At 67.7% G+C, this 17,223-nt stretch carries 16 protein-coding genes, 1 other RNA gene and 1 pseudogene; 6 read left to right on the top strand and 12 right to left on the bottom strand.

The window, feature by feature from the left end:
• Positions 1 to 2 precede the first annotated feature (2 nt).
• From ACZ1HC_RS14175 to ACZ1HC_RS14160, 4 genes are read right to left on the bottom strand one after another with little or no spacing between them, the layout of a single operon-like run.
• The gene (locus tag ACZ1HC_RS14175; protein WP_472700528.1) at positions 3 to 1,094 is read right to left on the bottom strand and encodes a CaiB/BaiF CoA transferase family protein; all 1,092 of its coding nucleotides are present in this window, start codon (positions 1,092 to 1,094) and stop codon (positions 3 to 5) included.
• Positions 1,087 to 2,361, bottom strand: a complete 1,275-nt coding sequence (locus ACZ1HC_RS14170) for an acetyl-CoA hydrolase/transferase family protein (RefSeq protein ID WP_472700527.1) — start codon at positions 2,359 to 2,361, stop codon at positions 1,087 to 1,089. Before ACZ1HC_RS14170 ends, ACZ1HC_RS14175 begins: the two co-directional genes overlap by 8 nt.
• 31 nt (positions 2,362 to 2,392) lie before the next feature.
• Complete coding sequence (locus tag ACZ1HC_RS14165; RefSeq protein WP_472700526.1) at positions 2,393 to 3,559, bottom strand: acyl-CoA dehydrogenase family protein; 1,167 nt, start codon at positions 3,557 to 3,559, stop codon at positions 2,393 to 2,395.
• Between the two features lie 13 nt (positions 3,560 to 3,572).
• On the bottom strand, positions 3,573 to 4,793 hold the full coding sequence (locus tag ACZ1HC_RS14160; protein ID WP_472700525.1) for a CaiB/BaiF CoA transferase family protein: 1,221 nt from the start codon (positions 4,791 to 4,793) through the stop codon (positions 3,573 to 3,575).
• Between the two features lie 196 nt (positions 4,794 to 4,989).
• Between ACZ1HC_RS14160 and ACZ1HC_RS14155 the strand changes: the two genes are divergently transcribed.
• Together ACZ1HC_RS14155 and ACZ1HC_RS14150 are read left to right on the top strand one after the other, a co-directional pair.
• Positions 4,990 to 5,775 carry an IclR family transcriptional regulator gene (locus tag ACZ1HC_RS14155; RefSeq protein ID WP_472700524.1) on the top strand — a complete coding sequence of 262 codons (786 nt, stop codon included), beginning with the start codon at positions 4,990 to 4,992 and terminating at the stop codon, positions 5,773 to 5,775.
• Between the two features lie 58 nt (positions 5,776 to 5,833).
• Positions 5,834 to 7,429 carry a peptide chain release factor 3 gene (locus tag ACZ1HC_RS14150; protein WP_472700523.1) on the top strand — a complete coding sequence of 532 codons (1,596 nt, stop codon included), beginning with the start codon at positions 5,834 to 5,836 and terminating at the stop codon, positions 7,427 to 7,429.
• 361 nt (positions 7,430 to 7,790) lie between these two features.
• Here ACZ1HC_RS14150 and ACZ1HC_RS14145 read toward each other — a convergent pair.
• From ACZ1HC_RS14145 to ssrA, 3 genes and pseudogenes are all read right to left on the bottom strand, one after another.
• Positions 7,791 to 8,551: pseudogene (locus ACZ1HC_RS14145) on the bottom strand (IS5 family transposase).
• 520 nt (positions 8,552 to 9,071) lie between these two features.
• The gene (locus ACZ1HC_RS14140) at positions 9,072 to 9,533 is read right to left on the bottom strand and encodes an SspB family protein (protein WP_472700522.1); all 462 of its coding nucleotides are present in this window, start codon (positions 9,531 to 9,533) and stop codon (positions 9,072 to 9,074) included.
• A 141-nt stretch (positions 9,534 to 9,674) separates the two neighbouring features.
• Positions 9,675 to 10,028: a transfer-messenger RNA gene (gene ssrA / locus ACZ1HC_RS14135) on the bottom strand.
• Between the two features lie 49 nt (positions 10,029 to 10,077).
• Between ssrA and ACZ1HC_RS14130 the strand changes: the two genes are divergently transcribed.
• Positions 10,078 to 10,335 (top strand): PepSY domain-containing protein, encoded by a 258-nt coding sequence (locus tag ACZ1HC_RS14130; protein ID WP_472700521.1) that lies wholly within the window; start codon positions 10,078 to 10,080, stop codon positions 10,333 to 10,335.
• A 43-nt stretch (positions 10,336 to 10,378) separates the two neighbouring features.
• Here the strand turns inward: ACZ1HC_RS14130 and gndA are convergent, their stop codons facing one another.
• Complete coding sequence (gene gndA, locus ACZ1HC_RS14125; RefSeq protein ID WP_472700520.1) at positions 10,379 to 11,779, bottom strand: NADP-dependent phosphogluconate dehydrogenase; 1,401 nt, start codon at positions 11,777 to 11,779, stop codon at positions 10,379 to 10,381.
• A gap of 69 nt (positions 11,780 to 11,848) precedes the next feature.
• The gene (locus ACZ1HC_RS14120; RefSeq protein WP_472700519.1) at positions 11,849 to 12,295 is read right to left on the bottom strand and encodes a PaaI family thioesterase; all 447 of its coding nucleotides are present in this window, start codon (positions 12,293 to 12,295) and stop codon (positions 11,849 to 11,851) included.
• 165 nt (positions 12,296 to 12,460) lie between these two features.
• On the opposite strand from ACZ1HC_RS14120, the gene ACZ1HC_RS14115 reads away from it, so the two are divergent.
• Positions 12,461 to 13,582: a Ppx/GppA phosphatase family protein gene (locus ACZ1HC_RS14115; protein WP_472700518.1), complete on the top strand. Its 1,122-nt coding sequence runs from the start codon at positions 12,461 to 12,463 to the stop codon at positions 13,580 to 13,582.
• Position 13,583: 1 nt separating this feature from the next.
• The gene (locus ACZ1HC_RS14110; protein WP_472700517.1) at positions 13,584 to 14,333 is read left to right on the top strand and encodes an RlmE family RNA methyltransferase; all 750 of its coding nucleotides are present in this window, start codon (positions 13,584 to 13,586) and stop codon (positions 14,331 to 14,333) included.
• On the opposite strand, the gene ACZ1HC_RS14105 is transcribed toward ACZ1HC_RS14110, so the two are convergent.
• From ACZ1HC_RS14105 to miaA, 3 genes are all read right to left on the bottom strand, one after another.
• On the bottom strand, positions 14,324 to 14,494 hold the full coding sequence (locus ACZ1HC_RS14105; RefSeq protein ID WP_472700858.1) for a helix-turn-helix domain-containing protein: 171 nt from the start codon (positions 14,492 to 14,494) through the stop codon (positions 14,324 to 14,326). The genes ACZ1HC_RS14110 and ACZ1HC_RS14105 overlap by 10 nt on opposite strands.
• A 35-nt stretch (positions 14,495 to 14,529) precedes the next feature.
• Complete coding sequence (locus ACZ1HC_RS14100; protein WP_472700516.1) at positions 14,530 to 15,393, bottom strand: hypothetical protein; 864 nt, start codon at positions 15,391 to 15,393, stop codon at positions 14,530 to 14,532.
• A gap of 106 nt (positions 15,394 to 15,499) precedes the next feature.
• Entirely contained in the window at positions 15,500 to 16,378 is an 879-nt protein-coding gene (gene miaA, locus ACZ1HC_RS14095) for a tRNA (adenosine(37)-N6)-dimethylallyltransferase MiaA (protein ID WP_472700857.1), read from the bottom strand.
• 87 nt (positions 16,379 to 16,465) lie between these two features.
• Between miaA and pyrH the strand changes: the two genes are divergently transcribed.
• Entirely contained in the window at positions 16,466 to 17,200 is a 735-nt protein-coding gene (gene pyrH / locus ACZ1HC_RS14090; protein ID WP_472700515.1) for a UMP kinase, read from the top strand.
• The last annotated feature ends 23 nt before the right edge of the window (positions 17,201 to 17,223 follow it).

Here is a 17,223-nt window from a genome sequence, read left to right as displayed (position 1 = left end):
CTTCAGCGCCTCAGCCCCCGCGGCGCCCGGGGGATCCTCGGGCGGCGCGGGCAGGGGGGACGGGTTTCGGCAAAGCGCGGCGCCGGAGCCGGCTGGACGATGCCGCCGATCGGCGCGTGGACGGCGCGGGCGGCGTTGTGCGGGTGGTGCGGCGCTTCCTGCGGCGACAGCACCGGGGCCACGCAGGCATCCTGGCCCTGGAACACCGCGCACCAGTCGTCGCGGGGCCGCTGCGCCAGGCGGGCGGCGATCAGGCGGCGGGCCTTGGGCCATGAGGCCGTGTCGTCCATGTCGGGAAAGGCGCCCGGATCGAAGCCCAGCCCCCGCAGGAAGATGTCGCGGAACTTCGGCTCGATCGGCGCGACCGACAGATACCGGCCGTCGGCGCAGGGATAGACGTCATAGAAGGGGGCCCCGCCGTCCAGCAGGTTGGTGCCGCGCGGCCCGTCATGAAGTCCCGAGGCCCGCAGCCCGGTCATGGCCGTGGCCAGCAGCGCGACGCCATCGACCATGGCCGCGTCGATCATCTGTCCCCTGCCGCTGTCGCGCGCGTGCAGCAGCGCGGCAAGCATCCCCGCGACCAGCATCAGGCTGCCCCCGGCATAATCTGCGACCAGGTTCAGCGGCGGCACCGGGGGCTGGCCCTCTCGGCCGATCATGTCCAGCACCCCGGCAAGCGCCAGGTAGTTGAGGTCGTGGCCCGCCGTGGTCGCCAAGGGCCCGTCCTGGCCCCAGCCGGTCAGCCGGCCATAGACCAGCCGCGGGTTCCGGCCAAGGCAGGGTTCCGGCCCCAGGCCCAGCCGCTCCATCACGCCGGGGCGGAAGCCCTCGATCAGGCCGTCCGCCGCGGCCACCAGATCCAGCGCGCAGGCGACCGCCTGGGGCTGCTTGAGGTCCAGCATGACCGTCCGCCGCCCCCGCGCGACCAGATCGAAGCGTGCCGGCCGCGGGATGCCGTTGCCCGAAGGCGTCGGGCGGTCGATGCGGATGACCTCGGCCCCCAGGTCGGCAAGGATCATCGCGGCGAAGGGCGCCGGGCCGATGCCCACCATCTCCACGATGCGGATGCCGTGCAGGGGCCCGCGTTCAGCCATGACGGTGCCTCTCGTGGTCGTGCCAGTAGCGCGACAACTCCTCGCGGAACGGCGGCGCGGCGATCTGGATCATCTGGCGGGCGCGCTCGGCCAGCGGGCGGCCGGCCAGTTCGGCCACGCCCCATTCGGTGACGATGGTATCGGCGTCGGTGCGGGCAAGCGTCACGCTGGAGGCCCGCGGAACGATGCGCGTCACCGATCCTTCCCGCGCGGTCGATTGCAGGGCGACCACCGCCCTGCCGCCCGCCGATGCCTGCGCGCCGCGGGTGACGTCGATCTGCCCCCCGGCGCCGCCGACGCGGCGGCCGCCCGCCGACTCCGCGTTGATCTGCCCGGTCAGATCCACCTCGATGGCGGAATTGATGGCGAAGAACCGGGACAGCCTGGCGATGGCGGCGGCGGAATGGGTGTGCGCGGTCGGGCGGATCCGGATCGCCGGATCCTGCCGCACATGGTCCAGAAGCGCGGGCCCGCCGATGATGACGCCGGCGACCGACAGGCCCGCGTCGATTTCCTTGGCGGCGTTGGTCAGCGCGCCGGACCGGACCAGCGTGGCGCATCCGTCCGTCAGCACGCCCGAATGCAGGCCCAGGTCGCGGTGGTTCGACAGCGCCTCGGCGATCGTGTCGGGCAGCCGCCCCACGCCGATCTGGATGACCGCCCGATCGGGCATCAGGGCCGCGACCCGCGCGGCGATGTCGCGATCCTCGGGGGCGGGTTCGCCCGCGGGCGGGGCGGGGGGCGGGCTGTCGGCCATCACCGCCGCGTGGATCGGCACGTCGCCCGGCCAGCGGCTGCCCGGCGTGCGGGGCGTGTGCGGGTTGATCTCGGCGATCACCCTGCGGGCGCGGCGGGCCGCGTCGATCAGGTGCAGATCGCCCATGCCCAGAAACAGGTCGCCGTTGTCGTCGGGCGCCGAAAGCTGGACCATCACCACGTCGCAGGGCAGGCGGCCATCGACGATCCGGCCGACGAACTGCGAATAATGCAGCGGAATGACCGTCAGAGAGGCTTCCGGCAGGCGCGCCGCCGCGCCGATGGCGCCATAGCTTTCGTAGCGCAGGCCGTTTTCGGCGCCGGGGATGCGCCCCAGCGACGCGCCGATGATGGCGACCAGCCCGCTGCGTTCGCGGGCGGCCTGGCCCAGAAGGCGCATCAGCGTGGCAGGCTCGCCCGACCCTTGCCCCAGCAGGATCCGGTCGCCATCCCGCAGCCAGCGGCCGGGATCGGCAAGCGGGGCCGCGACCGGATCGGGCAGTTTCGGCATCGGCGACCCCCTTTCGACGGCTGTCCGCGGCTCAGTAGGACTTCGGCAGCCCAAGGACGCGCTCGGCCAGGTAGGACAGGCAAAGCTGCGGGCTGATCGGCGCAATGCGGGGGATGAACACCTCGCGCAGATAGCGCTCGATGTGGTATTCCTTGGCATAGCCGAAGCCGCCATGGGCCATGACGGCCGTCTGGCAGGCGTTGAAGCCCGCTTCCCCGGCCAGATACTTGGCGGCGTTCGCGGCCGCGCCGCAGGGCAGGCCGCGGTCGTATTGCCAAGCGGCGTGCATCACCATCAGCCAGGCGGCCTCCAGTTCCGCCCAGCATTTGGCAAGCGGATGCTGGATTGCCTGGTTCTGGCCGATGGGCCGGTTGAAGACGATGCGTTCCTTGGCATAGCTTGCCGCCCGCTTGACCGCCAGCATCCCCAGGCCCACGGCCTCGGCGGCGATCAGGACGCGTTCGGGGTTCATGCCGTGCAGGATGTATTCGAAGCCGCGGCCTTCCTCGCCGATCAGATCCTCCTCGGGGATCTCGAAGTCGTCGAAGAACAGCTCGTTCGAATCGACCGCCTTGCGGCCCATCTTGTCGATCTCGCGCACCCTGATGCGGTCGCGGTCGAAGCGGGTGTAGAACAGGCTGAGCCCCCGCGTCGGCTTCTCGACCTCGTCCAGGGGCGTAGTCCGCGCCAGCAGCAGGATGCGGTCGGCTACCTGGGCGGTCGAGATCCACACCTTCTGGCCGTTGACCACGTAGCGGTCGCCCGTCTTGACCGCGCGCAGCTTCAGCTGCGTGGTGTTGAGCCCGGTGTTGGGCTCGGTCACGGCAAAGCAGGCCTTCTCGCGCCCCTCGGCCATCGGCCGCAGCATCCGCGTCTTCTGGTCCTCGGTGCCGAAGACGACCACCGGGTTCAGGCCGAAGATGTTGATGTGGACCGACGAGGCGCCGGTCATGCCCGCCCCGGATTCCGAGATGGTGCGCATGACAAGCGCCGCCTCGACGATGCCCAGGCCCGAGCCGCCGTGTTCTTCGGGCGTGCAGATGCCCAGCCAGCCCTCGCGCGCCAGCGCGTCGTAGAAGTCGTGCGGAAAGCCGCCCTCGCGGTCCCGCGTCAGCCAGTAGTCGTCGTCGAAGCGCGCGCAGATGGCGGCCACCGCGTCGCGGATCGCCTCCTGCTCCTCGGTCAGTTCGAAATTCATGGCAGACGTCCTTTCAAGCGCGTGTGGCGGCCGGCGGCGCGGCGTCCTGTTCGGCCTCGGTTCCGGCGATCATGGCGATCTCCTCCTCGGAAAATCCGGCTTCGCGCAGGATCTCGGCTCCGTGTTCGCCCTGGCGGGGGGCCAGGCGGTCCGGCACGGCGGGGGTGCGGGACCACTGCGCGGGCACGCCCATCTGGCGGATGGTGCCCTCGCTGGGATGTTCGACGGTGCGGAAGAAGTTCGTTGCGACCAGGTGGGGATCGTTCAGCACCCCTTCGAAGTCATACATCGGCATGGCCGGGACATCGGCCCGTTCCAGAAGATCCATCCATTCGGCCGTGGTCCGGGTCAGGAAGATCTGGGCCAGTTCGCTGTAGACCTCGTTGATGTGGGCCATGCGCGAGACGAAGTTGCGATAGCGCGGATCGGCCTGCGGCATCTCGGGGCGGCCGATGGCGGCGAAGAAGCGCCTCCAGTGGCCGTCGGTATAGATCAGCGCGCAGATATGCCCGTCCCGGGTCGGATAGGGCCTGCGGTCGCTGGACAGCTGGCGGGCATAGCCGCCGCGATCCAGCGGCGGCTCGAAGGTCAGCCCGCCCATGTGGTCGCCCAGCACGAACGAGACCATCGTCTCGAACATCGGCACGTCCAGCCGCTGTCCCTGGCCGCTTCTGGACCGTTCGACGACCGAGGCCAGAATCGCGCTTGCCGCGACCAGCCCCACCACCCGGTCCGCCACCGCGGTCGGGACATAGCGCGGCTTGCCGTCGTTCACCCGCGAGAACAGGTAGGGGATCGTCGAGGCGCCTTGGATCAGGTCGTCATAGGCCGGCCGGTCGGCATAGGGTCCGTCCTGCGAATAGCCGAACATGCCGGCATAGATGATGCCCGGGTTGATGGCGCGCACATCCTCGTAGGACAGCCCCAGCCGGGCCATCGCCTTGGGCCGGACGTTGTAGACCAGAACATCGGCGTCCTTGCACAGCCGCAGCAGCGCCTCGCGGCATTCGGGGCGCTTCAGATCCAGGGTGATCGACCGCTTGGACCGGTTGGCGTTGAGAAACAGCGGCCCCATGTCCGCGTGGCGTCCGGGGCCGATCTGACGCACCAGATCGCCATCGGGTGCCTCGACCTTGATGACGTCGGCGCCGAAGTCGCCCAGCATCTGGGTCGCGAACGGCCCCATCAGCACCGATGACATGTCGATGATGCGCAAGCCCGACAGGGGCCCCATGACCGTTCCTCCCCCGATCAGGACGCCGTTTCCCCTGTCCGGGAAAGGTCGTCCCCGTGCCGCCTCTGGTGCAGAGACGGCCCTCCTGCCACCCAGCATACCCGCCGTCACCGGCCACGAGTCAACCGCAAATGGCATTGATTTGCAAAATCCGGGATTCTATGTTCACATATGTGGATTCGACAGGGATGGCCCGATGCTGGTGAAGCAGGCTGCGAATGTTCTGGCCCTGCTGGAATACTTCGCGCGCGAGCGGAAGGCCGCCACCCAGGCCGAACTGTCGGCCCATTTCGGCTGGCCGAGGTCCAGCACCTTCAACCTGATCCAGACCCTGGTCGAGCGGGGCTTTCTCTATGAGCCCAGGCCGCGCGGCGGCTATTATCCCACCGGACGCTGGCTGGCGCTTGCGCAGGAGGTGGCCGAGGCCGAGCCGCTGCCGCCCGCCGCGCTGGAGCTGCTTCGCGATCTGGCCGACACCACGGGCGAGACCGTCTGGATCAGCGCGCCCGCCGGGCAGCACGCGGTCCTGCTGTCGGTGATCCAGTCCAAGCAGGCCATCCGCTATGCCGGCGAGCCGGGCAAGCGGATGCCGGTCCACGGCACCGCCTCGGGGCAGGCGATCATGAGCCAGATGACCGCGCCGCAGAAGGCCGCGATCCTGCGCCGGGCGGTGTTCGAGCGCTTCGGCCCCGGCACCCCGATGAGCGTCGAGGAGGTCGAGCAGGGCATCGCCGCCTCGTTGCGGCGGGGGACGTTCCGCAGCGCCTCGACCTTCAGCCGCGACCTGGGCGGGGTGTCGGTGCCGCTGGTCCTGGGCGGCCGCATCTTCTCGGTCACGGTGGCGGGTCCGCTGTTCCGCATCGAGCCGCGGATGGACGAGATCGCCATCGAGATCCACCGGGCCGTCGCGCGTCATCTGGGCCAGGACTATTTCCGCAAGCAGATCCCGAACCTGCACCGGCTGCTGGACCCGGCGTCCTGAAGGACCCGCAGGGCCCTTGGCGATTGCGCATTTCTGCCGTGCAGGCTACAGGCCGCGCATGACAAACCGCCCCGACCTTCCGCCCGAAATCGCCCGCCGCCGCACCTTCGCGATCATCGCGCACCCGGACGCCGGCAAGACCACCCTGACCGAAAAGTTCCTGCTGTTCGGCGGGGCGATCCAGATGGCCGGGCAGGTCCGCGCCAAGGGCGAGGCGCGGCGCACCCGGTCGGACTTCATGAAGATGGAGCAGGACCGCGGCATCTCGGTCAGCGCCTCGGCGATGTCCTTCGACTTCGACCGCTACCGCTTCAACCTGGTGGACACCCCCGGCCACAGCGACTTTTCCGAAGATACCTACCGCACGCTGACGGCCGTGGATGCGGCGATCATGGTCATCGACGGGGCCAAGGGCGTGGAAAGCCAGACCCGCAAGCTGTTCGAGGTCTGCCGGATGCGCGACCTGCCGATCCTGACCTTCTGCAACAAGATGGACCGCGAAAGCCGCGACACCTTCGAGATCATCGACGAAATCCAGGAAAGCCTGGCGATCGACGTGGCCCCGGCAAGCTGGCCGATCGGGTCGGGGCGCGATTTCGTCGGCTGCTACGACCTGCTGCACGACCGGCTCGAATTGATGGACCGCGCCGACCGCAACCGGGTGGCCGAATCGATCAGGATCAGCGGCTTGGACGATCCCAGGCTGGCCCAGCACGTACCCGCAGAGTTGCTGGGAAAGCTGCGCGAAGAGATCGAGATGGCGCGCGAACTGCTGCCCGCCTTCGACCGCAAGTCCTTCCTGGAAGGGCACATGACGCCGATCTGGTTCGGTAGCGCCATCAACAGCTTCGGCGTGAAGGAGCTGATGGTCGGCATCGGCGAGTTCGGCCCCCAGCCGCAGCCGCAGAACGCCGCCGAGCGCGAGATCGCCCCCGAGGAGCCATCCGTCACCGGCTTCGTCTTCAAGGTGCAGGCCAACATGGATCCCAAGCACCGCGACCGGGTGGCCTTCGTGCGCCTGGCCTCGGGGCATTTCGAACGGGGCATGAAGCTGACCCATGTGCGGTCGAAAAAGCCGATGGCGGTGTCGAACCCCGTGCTGTTCCTGGCCGCCGACCGCGAACTGGCCGAGGAAGCCTGGGCAGGCGACATCATCGGCATCCCGAACCACGGCCAGCTTCGCATCGGCGACGCCCTGACGGAAGGCGAGGCGCTGCGCTTCACCGGCATTCCCTCGTTCGCGCCGGAACTGCTGCAGACCGTGCGCGCCACCGATCCGATGAAGGCCAAGCACCTGGAAAAGGCGCTGATGCAGTTCGCCGAGGAAGGCGCGGCCAAGGTCTTCAAGCCGATGATCGGATCGGGCTTCATCGTCGGCGTCGTGGGCGCCCTGCAGTTCGAGGTCCTGGCCAGCCGGATCGAGATCGAATACGGCATCCCGGTCCGCTTCGAGGCGTCCCAGTTCACCAGCGCCCGCTGGGTCGCAGGGCCCAAGGACAAGGTCGATGCCTTCGTGCAGGCCAACAAGGGCCACATCGCCCAGGATCACGACGGCGACATGGTCTATCTGACGCGGCTGCAATGGGACATCGACCGCGTAAGCCGCGATCACCCGGAATTGCGGCTGACGGCCACGAAGGAAATGATGGTTTAATCTAGAAAACCCCATAAAAGGCTTTCTGATCGGCCCGCTAGAACGTTTCTAATGTCAACATTGCAGAGCAAACTCCAGATCCGTATGTTCCGACCCATATGTCATAGGTTCCCGAACTAGCTCCCTCTAGTTGCATTACGGGATCCATGTTCCCCTCGACATCATCCATAAACAAATAATCACCGTTAGGTAAGTTCACCAAAACCACAGTATCACAGTCTCCAAGGATACCGATATCTAATCTTCGGCCGAGATTTTCGGAGTCGTAGGCAATCCTCACATTTGGTGCCTCCTGAACAAATCCGTGCCCAGGTGCAGAAATGCATTGACCTAAGTCAATCTCGCCACCTGCCTGAATAGGTCATGTTGACAAATGGCGGAGCCAGAGCTTGATGCATGCGATGTCGATGAAGCCGCGGAAGCTTTCTGCGGTTTTGTCGTAGCGGGTTGCCAGCCGACGGCTGTTTTTCAGCTTGTTGAAGCAGCGCTCGACCATGTTGCGCAGGGTGTAGATGGTCATGTCGACAGCCTTGCGCACCCTTCGGTTCTTTCGCATCGGTATCATGGGGAGGGCGTTGCGGCTCTCGATGTCTTCCCGAATTTTATCAGAGTCATAGCCCCTGTCTGCGACCAGGACGGCTGGCTGCGGCAGGTTGTCGGCCATCACCAGATCATAGCCGGTGTAGTCGGAATCCTGCCCCGGCGTGATCTCGGTCCTCATCGGGAGGCCAGCGCCGTTGACGCGGAGATGGATCTTGGTCGAGAAGCCACCTCTCGAACGGCCAAGAGCCTCTTTCGGAGTCCCCCTTTTGCGCCCGCCGCATGATGATGGGCGCGGATCACGGTGCTGTCGATCATCTGCAGCTTGTCCGGCGCGATCCCAGCGTGGTTCAGCGCGTCCAGGATATCCTCCCACAGCCCGGCAAGGGTCCAACGGCGGAACTGCCGGTAGACCGAGGACCACTTGCCGAACTCTTCGGGCAGGTCGCGCCACGGCGCACCAGTCCTTGCGATCCAGAAAATGCCATCCAGAACAAGACGATGGTCCGCAGGCTTGCGCCCGTTCGGATGCCGGACGGCTCGGATGAAGCCCTCAAAGAATCCCCATTCGTCGTCGGACATCAGGTTGCGTGCCAAGCTCATCTCCTACGTAGAGAGCAGCTTGAATCACAGCGCGAACGCCGGTGGAACCCCTTTTGTCAACATCACCTAGGTATTCGCACTTGACTGAAGAGATTGCTGGATGTTACCGAGAAAATATGACCAGCATCATTATTGAAGTCTGGGCACGATTGTGACAGTGCAGCAATAGGACTAAGCAGCAGACATGTGGCCGAGGCCAAGAAAAAGATTGCGAGCTTTCTTAGAACTAACATGGCAAAACACCTCCTGATCACTCATAAAATAGTAACTCTTTTAAACAAAAATATCTTCTAAAAAGTTATGTTGTGATTCAAAGGGTACTTCCAAACATCTTGGCGGTAAAGAGTTGAAGACCAGTTATTGGTGTGCAGGGTGCCTCCGGTGCGGCGGTCTCGAAGTACCCCAGAGGCTCTTCACTTTGTCGTCAATTGAGTTGTACCAGACACGTGACGAATCATCTTTAGCGCTCCGTGATCACAGTCTGCCTAGACTCAATGCGCTATTTCCGCCACCTGTCCAGTTGCACCACCTCGCCGCCGCCGTTCGGGCCGTCGGGGTTGTCGTCGCCGTCCTCGCCGCTGTCCTCGTCCTCGTCATCCTCGGATTCCTGGGTTTCGAAGCGCAGGCCGAACTCGACCGAGGGATCGACGAAGGTGCGCAGCGCGTCGAACGGGATGCGCAGCGGCTCGGGAGAGTTGCCGAAGTTCAGCGTGACGGTAAAACCCTCATCGTCCACGGTCAGGTTGTCGAACCAGTGCTGGATGACGATGGTCATTTCCTCGGGGTAACGCTCGCGCAGCCAGTCGGCCATCTGGACGCCGTCATCGCGCGTGTCGAAGGTGATGAAGAAGTGGTGGTCGCCCGGCAGGCCGTGCCGCGACACCCGGTCAAGGACCTCCGCGATCACCCCCTGCATCGCGCGGTGCATCATCCCGCCGTAGTCAATTCCCGATCGCGCCATGCCCGTCCCCTTCGAATCCCGGCCAGCATAGGGATATGACCGCTGTTGAAAAGGGGGGCGGCCGGGGGCGGGAAAAGAAACGCCCACCCGTCGCGGCAAGGGGAAACCGCCGCAGGCAGACAAATTGCGCAAAAGGTTGAAAGTGCAGGATTCTGTTGCCAGGCTCCTGCGGGCCCCGCCTTACGCTGCTAGGCGCAAGGGCTTAGGTTTCGATCTTGCGGACTGCTTACGCAGCCAGCGCGACCGGAGCACGGTTGTCGTTGGCAACTGTACATTTTGCACCGATAACGGTGGTAGCTCACCGAGACAAAGCAACATCTTTACACGTTCGTCGATCCTGTTTCGACCCCAAGGCCCCCCAACGAGGGTGATCTGGTGGAGTCGCCGGGTACCGCCCCCGGGTCCGATCCGCTTATTCCATGCGCGTTTATGTCCATAGTCCGGGTCGCCCCGGACAGCCTGACTATAGGCTCTCGGACCCAAGGCTGCAAGGGCGGAACCGGGGCCGGACAGGATCGTTGGGCAGCGCAGAAGGAGATTGCCGATGACCATACGCATGATTGCCCTGGCGGCCCTGGTTGCCGTCCCGACATCGCTGATGGCGCAGGAAACGCCCCCGCAAGGGGCGATGCCGCTGTCGCAGGTGGTGACGACGCTGGAAACCGACCTGGGCGCCAGCCTGGCCTTCATCAGCGAAGTGTCCTGGGACGATGACGGCCATTGGGAGGTGGAATACGTCACCACCGACCGGGACGAGGTCGAGGTGGAGGTCGATCCGGCCACCGGCGAGGTGCGGCGCTAGTCGCCCGCAGGCGCGGCGAGGCCCCTCAGGGTGTCCACAGGCGTCAGTCGGTCCCGGTCCAGGGACCGTGCGGATCGGGGATGCCGTCGCGCCGCTGGAAGCCGTGCGCGCCGAAGAAGTCGCGCTGCGCCTGGATCAGGTTGGCGGTGCCGCGTCCGGTGCGCGTCAGGTCGAACCACATCAGCCCGGACGCCAGCGCGGGCATCGCATGGCCCGCCGCAGCCCCCTGCGAGACCACCTGCCGCAGCGCCGGCATGGTCGCGTCGATCAGCCTGGCGAAGAACGGCGCCAGGATGAGGTTGCGCGCCGGATCCTCGGCCAGGGCGGCGGCCATGTCGTTCAGCATGGCCGAGCGGATGATGCATCCCGCCCGCCAGACCCGGGCGATCCCCGGCAAATCCAGGGTCCAGCCGAACCGTTCGGACGCGGCCGCGATCATCGCGAAGCCTTGGGCATAGCACAGGATCTTGCCCGCGATCAGCGCCTGCTCCAGCGCCTCGGGGGGGACCGCGCAGGGCTGCGGCGCGGCCCCGAAGCGCGCCTCGCCGGCCAGCCGCTCGTCCAGGCGGGCCGAGACGTTGCGCGCCATGACGGCGGCCTCGATGACCGGAATCGGGGCGGACAGGTGCTGCGCCTCGATGGCGGTCCAGCGGCCGGTGCCCTTCTGGCCTGCCAGGTCCAGGATCACATCCACGATGGGGCGGCCGGTATGGGGATCGGGGACGGCTGTCACGATGGCCGAGATCTCGATCAGATAGGACTTCAGCGCGCCCTCGTTCCAGGCCGCGAAGGTCTGGCTGATGGCGGCGGCGTCCAGGCCCATGCCGTCGCGCATCAGGCCGTAGACCTCGGCGATCATCTGCATGTCGGCATATTCGATGCCGTTGTGGACCATCTTCACGAAATGTCCCGCGCCCGCGTCGCCCATGCGGGCCGCGCAGGGGCTGCCGTCCTCGGCCCGCGCGGCGATGGCGGTCATCACCTCGGCCACGCGGTCCCAGTCGGCGGCATCGCCCCCGCCCATGATCGCCGGCCCGTGGCGGGCGCCTTCCTCTCCGCCCGAGACGCCCATGCCCAGGAAGCGGAAGGGCAGGCCCGCCGCGTTGCGCCGGTTGGTGTCGTGGAAATCCGCATTGCCGGCGTCGATCACCAGATCCTCGGGCTCCAGCAGGGGCGCCAGGGCGGCAAGCTGGTCATCGACCGGCTGGCCGGCGGGCACCATCAGGATGATCGCGCGGGGCCGGGCGATGGCCGCCACCAGTTCGGGCAGGCTCTCGGTCGGGATCATCCTGTCGGCCAGAACCCCCGCGCCCGCCGCGAAGGCGCGCGTCACCGCGGTGGTGCGGTTCCACACCGCGACCGGAAAGCCCTTTTCCGCGATGTTGAGCGCCAGCGCCGCGCCCATCGTCCCCAGTCCGATCACCCCGATCCGAGCCTGTGTCATCGTGCGGTCCTTCTGCAATGGCGGTTCCGGGGCTGTTTACGGCGGCGGCCGCGGCTTGTCACGGCGCGGTCAGGCGGCCGGATCCGCCACGCAGATCAGCGTCTGCATCCCGGCCGCGACATGGGTGCGTTCGGTGCCGGTGACCGCCCAGACGTCCAGTTGGCAGATGGTCAGGGTGCGGCCGGACTTGACGACCCGGCCCACCGCCTCCAGCCGGTCGCCCCGGGCCGGGTTCAGCAGGTTCAGCTTGAACTCGACCGTCAGGACCGTGCTGGCTTCGGGCAGCAGCGTCACCCCGGCATAGCCCCCCGCCGAATCGGCGATGGCCGAGGTTCCGCCGGCGTGGAAATAGCCGTGTTGCTGGGTCAGTTCGGGGCGGAACGGCATATGGATCGCGACCAGCCCGGCCTTCAGGTCGGCCAGTTCCGCGCCCAGATGGCGCATCAGCCCCTGACGGGTGAAGCTGTCGCGGATCCGGCTCTCGGTCGGGGCGGGCAGGGTGCTGCCGATGTCCATGGGTTCTCCGGGCTGCAAGGGTCCGCAGGGCGGCGGGATCGCCCGGCCGTGATAGCACGCGCCCCCGCAGGGCGACAGCGTTTCGATGCGGCGTTCGCCGCCCCTTGAACGCGACGGGGCTGCAGGCTACCTTTTAACCAACTTGATATCGGAGGGCGTGTTCAGATGACGCCCAAGCGTCCTGCGGGTGCGGACGCGTTCCCGAACATTGCGGTAGAGCCGTCCGTCGCCCGCCACCCCGAGGAGGGGGCGCTTTATGCCGCCCTCGACCTTGGCACAAATTCGTGCCGGATGCTGATTGCCCGACCGAAGGGCAGTCAGTTCCAGGTCATCGACAGCTTCTCCAAGCCGGTGCAGCTTGGCCAGGGGCTGGAGGCGTCTGGGCGGCTGTCGCGCAGTTCGATGGCGCGCACGATCCACGCCCTCCAGGTCTGCCGGCGCAAGCTGGAACAGCACCGCGTGCGCAACATGCGCCTGGTCGCGACCGAGGCCTGCCGCCGCGCCAAGAACAGCCGCGACCTGATGCGGACCATCCGCCGCGAGACCGGGCTGCCGATCGAGATCATCGGCGCCGAGGAGGAGGCGCGGCTGGCCGTCATCTCCTGCGCGCCGCTGGTCAGCCACAAGACCGAGACCCTGATGGTGGTGGACATTGGCGGCGGATCGACGGAACTGGTCTGGATCGACCTCGAGGATGTCGAGCCCAAGGAACGGCCGCGGGCGATCATGCGCCTGGCGGACGGGTTCGGCAATCCCCAGCCCGGCGGGGCGCGGGTGGTGGACTGGATCAGCGTGCCGCTGGGCGTGGCCACGCTGCGCGACCAGTTCGCCGATGTCGAGGACGACCAGGGCCGCTTCGCCCTGATGAGCTGGTATTTCGAGGAGATGCTGGCGGGCTTCACCCCCTATGCCCAGGGCTCTCCGGACGAGGGGTTCCAGATCATCGGCACATCCGGCACCGTCACCACCGTCGCCGCCAGCTTCCTGGGCCTGCGCCGCTATGACCGGACCAAGGTGGACGGGCTCGAGATGACCAGCGACCAGATCGACCGGGTGATCCATTCCTATCTGCAGCTTGGCCCCGAAGGCCGCCGCGCCGATCCCCGCATCGGCCGCGAACGCCACGCGCTGATTATGTCCGGCGCGGCGATCCTGCAGACGCTGATGCGCATCTGGCCCACCGACAAGCTGTCGGTGGCCGACCGCGGCCTGCGCGAGGGGTTGCTTTACGCCCAGATGGTGCGCGATGGCGTGCTGGCGGCCGAAGGATTGAACGGAGTGGCATGATATGACCAAGGCACCGGGCAGCCGCGAGGGGAAATCCAGCGGGCGCGGGCAGCGCGACCTGCGCGTGCGCGTCAAGACGGCCAAGGGGCGGAAGCTGTCCAGCAAGCTGTGGCTGGAACGGCAGTTGAACGACCCCTATGTGGCCCGCGCGCGGCGCGAAGGCTATCGCGGCCGCGCGGCCTACAAGATCCTGGAACTGGACGACAAGTACCGCTTCCTGGTGCCCGGCGCCCGGGTGGTCGATCTGGGATGCGCGCCGGGCGGCTGGTGCCAGGTTGCGGTGGCGCGCGTGAATGCCCTGGGCGAGAGGGGCGGGAAGCCCGTGGGCAAGGTTCTGGGGATCGACTTGCAAGAGGTCGATCCGGTCGCCGGCGCCGAGATCCACCAGCTTGATTTCCTGTCCGAGGGCGCTGATGCGCGCGTCAAGGAATGGCTGGGCGGTCCCGCCGATGTGGTGATGTCGGACATGGCGGCGGCTTCCTCGGGGCACAAGGGCACCGATCACCTGCGCATCGTGGCCCTGGTCGAGGCCGCGGCGGCCTTTGCCTTCGACGTGCTTGAACCCGGTGGAACATTTGTTGCCAAGGTCTTGGCGGGGGGCGCGGAATCCGACATGCAGGCGATGCTGAAGCGCAACTTCGACAAGGTCGCCAACGTCAAGCCCCCCGCCAGCCGCAGCGATTCATCCGAGAAGTTCGTCGTGGCCACCGGCTTTCGCGGCCGCCCGTCCCCGGACGACGCTCAGCCGTGACGCTGCGGGGCTGACGGGCCGGACGGCCGCCCGCGCGACTGCGCGCGGAACGCCTCGGGCGTGCGGCCGGTGGCGGCGGCGAAGCTGCGGATGAAATGGGCCTGGCTGCAATAGCCAAGCTCGGCGGCGATACGCTGGGCCGGGCGATCGCTGTGTCGCAGCAGATCCGCCGCGCGGGCCAGCCTGCGGTCGTGGATCAGTTCGATGGCGCGCTTGCCAGCGCGGCAAGGCAGGCCTGGTCCAGCGCGCCGGTGGTGCAGCCCAGGTCGGCGGCCAGTTCGGGCAGCGATCTTGCCGATCCCAGGTGCTGATCCGCAAGCGCCAGAAACCTGTCGATCAGGGGCAGATCGGGCGGCGGCAGGTCGGGCGGCGTCAGGTCGGGCGCCCCGTCCCCGGCTGCCTCGGCCCGGCGGCGGTCGGGGGTCAACTGGCCCAGGCGCAAGGACAGCAGGTTCATCAGGCAGTCCAGCGTTTCCGGCCGGGGACTGCGGGCCTCGACGGCCAGTTCGTGCAGCGTGGCCTGCAGTTGCGCCGCATGGGCGCCGACATGCACGGCCATGCCCCGCCTGGGCAGGGGCGGGTGCGCCCGCGCCGCCAGTTCGGCCGAGATCAGCGCGACATGGCCCTGCGCCCCCGCCGCGGGGAGGGCCGCGAAGGCGGTGCCCGCCGGGACAAGGCGCAGATCGCCGGCCCCCAGCCTGTCCCGGCTGTCCATAAGATCCAGTTGCACCTGGCCGTCGCTGACCCAGATCAGGGTGTGGTCGGGCCGCGTCCGCGGCTGCGGGGCCGTGATCCCGCTGCCCCAGGTGAAGGCCTGCAAGGGCAGCAGCCGCAGCCCCGTCTGGCGCCCGACCGGCTGGCCGGCCCGCAGTCCCGGGCGCATCCCGGCGGCCGGCCGGACCGGCAGCAGAGGGGCGATAGGCGCGGGATCGGCGGGCAGGGACACGGCATCCGGGATCGCGGGCGCGGTGATCTTGCTGTCCTGCAGGCGGCGACCGGCCCGGATCCGGCTGGCCGAGAAGGGAAAGCCCGTCCATTGCTTGTGATCGAGTGACGACATGAGCACCGCCTGACACCGCCCATATAGGCGGATTATTGCCTATGGACATCATAAACTCAATCGGCGGCAAAAAGATCAGTTCGGGGGATGCAATTTTCGCAACATCCTAAACGGCGGCAACGGGCAGCCAGTCCTTCATGCGGCCCCGGAACCAGATCCGCTGCGCCTTGGCGTACTGGCGCGTGGCGATGATGGCGCGCTCCGTCGCGGTGGGCAGATCCAGGTCCCCGCGCAGATGGGCGGCCAGTTCGGGCGCGCCGATGGCGCGGGCCCATTGCCGGGCCGGATCCCAGAGCGGCAGCATCGCCCGAACCTCGTCCAGGGCGCCGTGCCGCATCATCGCGTCGAAGCGCAGGGCGATGCGCCGGGCCAGCCAGTCGCGGTCGGCGGTGACGACAAGGCGCTGCGCCTGGTCCGGGGCGATCAGGGGCGGGGGCGTGTCGGCCTGCCAGGCGGCAAGGCCGCGTCCGGTGGCCTGAAGCACCTCCCAGGCGCGCTGGACGCGGGCGGGGTTCAGCACGTCGATGCGCGCCCGGGTGGCGGTATCCAGTTCCGCCACCATGCGTTCCAGCCCGCCGTCCCCGGCAAGCCGGGCATCGCCCTCGGCCCGGATGCGGGGCGGGGTGGGGGGCACGGGGGCCAGCCCCTGGGTCAGCGCCGACAGGTAAAGCCCGGTGCCGCCCACCACGATCAGCCGCCGGTCCAGCAGCCGCTCGACCTCGCGCAGCCAGTCGCCCACCGAATAGAGCGCGCCCGGCGCGACATGGCCGTAAAGCGCATGGGGGGCGGCGGCCTCGTCCTCGGGCGTGGGACGCGCGGTCAGCACCCGCCAGCAGGACCAGATCTGCAGCGCGTCCGCGTTCACGATCAGCCCGCCCTGCGCCCGCGCCACGCGCAGGGCAAGCGCCGATTTGCCGCTGGCGGTCGGGCCGGCGATCAGCAGGTGGCGCTTGGGGTCGATCTGGTCCAGACGGATCACGGGCAGGCGGCCTTCGGGCGGTTGAACACGGCCGCCTTTTGCGACATTTTGCGCCGCGATGAAAGCGACCGGCGCTGACACGAAGGAACCGACATGACCGATCATCAGGGCACGGCCCCCGCGCAATACGGCAGGGTGATGCTGAAAATCTCGGGCGAGGCGCTGATGGGCGACCAGGGCTACGGGCTGCATCCCCCGACCGTGGCGCGCATCGCCGACGAGGTGGAATCGGTCCAGAAGATGGGGGTCGAGGTCTGCATGGTGATCGGCGGCGGCAACATCTTCCGCGGCCTGCAGGGCAGCGCCCAGGGGATGGAGCGCACGACCGCCGACTACATGGGGATGCTGGCCACCGTGATGAACGCGCTGGCCATGCAATCGGCGCTGGAGGCGAAGGGCCTGCATTGCCGCGTCATCAGCGCCATCCGCATGGACGAGGTCTGCGAGCCCTATATCCGCCGCCGCGCCATCCGGCATCTGGAAAAGAAGCGCATCGTGATCTTCGCTGCCGGCACCGGCAACCCGTATTTCACCACCGACACCGCCGCCACCCTGCGCGCCAACGAGATGAACTGCGAGGCGATCTTCAAGGGCACCAAGGTCGATGGCGTCTATGACAAGGACCCCAAGAAGCACGGCGACGCCAGGCGCTACGGCGAAGTCAGCTATGACGAGGTGCTGCAGAAGCACCTGGGGGTGATGGACGCCTCGGCCATCGCGCTGGCCCGCGACAACCGCCTGCCGATCATCGTCTTCTCGCTGGACGAGCCGGGCGGGTTCAGGACCATCCTGGAGGGCCGCGGCACCTATACCCGCGTGCATAACTGACGCCCGGCGCCGCGCGCGCGATG

This window comes from Paracoccus sp. BR5-17 (assembly GCF_055693925.1).
The sequence above is the reverse complement of the archived record's forward strand: the minus strand, read 5'-3'. Positions and strand labels throughout refer to the sequence as shown.

Bases quoted from the DNA above. Each gene is read 5' to 3' on its own strand.
- ACZ1HC_RS14165 (WP_472700526.1), bottom strand. From the start codon at position 3,559: ATGAATTTCGAACTGACCGAGGAGCAGGAGGCGATCCGCGACGCGGTG.
- ACZ1HC_RS14175 (WP_472700528.1), bottom strand. From the start codon at position 1,094: ATGGCTGAACGCGGGCCCCTGCACGGCATCCGCATCGTGGAGATGGTG.
- ACZ1HC_RS14150 (WP_472700523.1), top strand. From the start codon at position 5,834: ATGACAAACCGCCCCGACCTTCCGCCCGAAATCGCCCGCCGCCGCACC.
- ACZ1HC_RS14160 (WP_472700525.1), bottom strand. From the start codon at position 4,793: ATGGGGCCCCTGTCGGGCTTGCGCATCATCGACATGTCATCGGTGCTG.
- ACZ1HC_RS14140 (WP_472700522.1), bottom strand. From the start codon at position 9,533: ATGGCGCGATCGGGAATTGACTACGGCGGGATGATGCACCGCGCGATG.
- pyrH (WP_472700515.1), top strand. From the start codon at position 16,466: ATGACCGATCATCAGGGCACGGCCCCCGCGCAATACGGCAGGGTGATG.
- ACZ1HC_RS14170 (WP_472700527.1), bottom strand. From the start codon at position 2,361: ATGCCGAAACTGCCCGATCCGGTCGCGGCCCCGCTTGCCGATCCCGGC.
- ACZ1HC_RS14115 (WP_472700518.1), top strand. From the start codon at position 12,461: ATGACGCCCAAGCGTCCTGCGGGTGCGGACGCGTTCCCGAACATTGCG.
- ACZ1HC_RS14120 (WP_472700519.1), bottom strand. From the start codon at position 12,295: ATGGACATCGGCAGCACCCTGCCCGCCCCGACCGAGAGCCGGATCCGC.
- ACZ1HC_RS14130 (WP_472700521.1), top strand. From the start codon at position 10,078: ATGACCATACGCATGATTGCCCTGGCGGCCCTGGTTGCCGTCCCGACA.
- ACZ1HC_RS14100 (WP_472700516.1), bottom strand. From the start codon at position 15,393: ATGTCGTCACTCGATCACAAGCAATGGACGGGCTTTCCCTTCTCGGCC.
- ACZ1HC_RS14155 (WP_472700524.1), top strand. From the start codon at position 4,990: ATGCTGGTGAAGCAGGCTGCGAATGTTCTGGCCCTGCTGGAATACTTC.
- gndA (WP_472700520.1), bottom strand. From the start codon at position 11,779: ATGACACAGGCTCGGATCGGGGTGATCGGACTGGGGACGATGGGCGCG.
- ACZ1HC_RS14110 (WP_472700517.1), top strand. From the start codon at position 13,584: ATGACCAAGGCACCGGGCAGCCGCGAGGGGAAATCCAGCGGGCGCGGG.